2 protein-coding genes and 1 pseudogene are annotated in these 1,564 nt (G+C 42.1%); all 3 read right to left on the minus strand.

What is annotated here, in order from left to right; all coding sequences use genetic code 11:
- Positions 1–270: 270 nt before the first annotated feature.
- Complete coding sequence (locus tag PX481_RS27735; protein WP_071995596.1) at positions 271–468, minus strand: type II toxin-antitoxin system MqsA family antitoxin; 198 nt, start codon at positions 466–468, stop codon at positions 271–273.
- 57 nt (positions 469–525) lie between these two features.
- Positions 526–1,260 (minus strand): peptidylprolyl isomerase, encoded by a 735-nt coding sequence (locus PX481_RS27740; protein WP_288097154.1) that lies wholly within the window; start codon positions 1,258–1,260, stop codon positions 526–528.
- A gap of 100 nt (positions 1,261–1,360) precedes the next feature.
- Positions 1,361–1,564, minus strand: a pseudogene (locus tag PX481_RS27745) (HlyD family secretion protein); the annotation flags it as partial.

Below are 1,564 nucleotides of genomic sequence, written 5' to 3' on the forward strand. Positions count from 1 at the left end.
CATTATTCAGCAAGCACTATTTATTTTTTTTATTAACTGGGAATTCTGTTAATGAATAGATTCAGGAATTTTTAAAAGTGTATGTATTAAAAATCGCTTTGTTGGTTTTTATGCTAAATAAGCTCACTCAAGAATAATCGGATTATTGGTATTTTATTAATCAATATTGTATTAATTTTATAGTAAAATAATCCGTAGGTTGGGTTAAACGAAGTGCAACCCAACACATAACATGAAGAATAATAGGGGGATGATGTTGGGTTTCCGTTGTCAACCCCACCTACAAAATAGGCGATCGGACTTATGTAAAACCTCCGCAGTGACCGACTCGCTTAGATAATACTCCCCGCAATTCTGACAGATATCCGCAGGGACTTGTTTTAAAATCATGATATAATTATCCCTCTCTAAAGTAACGGTAACAAAACTCGATCGAGTCGTACCATATTTACAGATCACACATTCCATAGTTCTTATCTTCACTTGCTACGTTTGCGGGGTGAGTATTACCCACCCCGTCCACAATTAATTACTTAACTCGTATTTTATTTCCTGAATCTTCTCCTTTACCCAACCGTTAAACAACTCGGCACGGATTTGCAAAGCCAACTCCTCGGTTAATTTTGGCTTAAGGATTTCCTCAACGAAAATCAGGTGAAAACCTCGATCGCCTTGCAGCGGTTTCAACAATCGAGAAGAATCCGATGCGAAAATTGCGGCCGAAAGATTCGGTCGTAAATCCTTACGGTAAACAGTACCGCGATAACCCCCCTTGCGTCGTAATTCCACATCCTCGATATAGCGATGCGCTACTTCCTGAAAGCTGATTTCCTCCTCCTGAATCGATTCATACAACTCCTCCGCCATCGCCTGATCTGCTAACACCACCTCGTAGATCACCGCGCCGGTATAATCTAGCTGGTGTTCCACAAAATAGGATTCAATTTTGTCTGCGAAAAGATGTTCGGCTAATTTACCCGATAGTAAATTGAATTGAACGATTGCCTCGAAATCGTCTAGGGATAAGCCCTGTTTTTCCAACCAATTCCATGTATCTTTGGCGTTATGTAATTCATTGGCGAGACGGAATTGATCGGCCGCCTGTTGTAACTCGGCAGTCGTGTTTTTAATCCCCGCTTCCGTCGCGGTTTCGGTGATGATTTTCCGAGCGATAATTCCCTCGGCCATTTCGGGAAGTTTCCCCGATAGCTTAAGCTGTTGGATAAGGTCTTGATTCGTGATGGTGATACTATGGGACATAATGACTCCTGAAACAGTTATGGGAAATTAATTTCCTAGTTGAGATAGGCAAGAGGGTTAGGGAGGGGTGTAAGTAATTTGGCTTCGATACCTAAAAAAACTACAGTTTTAACCCGTCTTTTTGCAGATCCTTAAAGGGATCGAGGATGTAATCGATCACCCGACGCTGACGGACGATCGCCTCTGCGGTAGCCGTATCCCCCGGATTGAGGGGAATACATTGATTTCCCTTTTGAATACAGGAGCGATCGAGTTGAATTTCTAGCTCGAAAACGTTAATTTTTCCGGTCGCCGTTTCCTTCTC

This window comes from Microcystis sp. M53603_WE2, from assembly GCF_030065435.1.

Bases quoted from the DNA above. Each gene is read 5' to 3' on its own strand.
- PX481_RS27735 (WP_071995596.1), bottom strand. From the start codon at position 468: ATGGAATGTGTGATCTGTAAATATGGTACGACTCGATCGAGTTTTGTT.
- PX481_RS27740 (WP_288097154.1), bottom strand. From the start codon at position 1,260: ATGTCCCATAGTATCACCATCACGAATCAAGACCTTATCCAACAGCTT.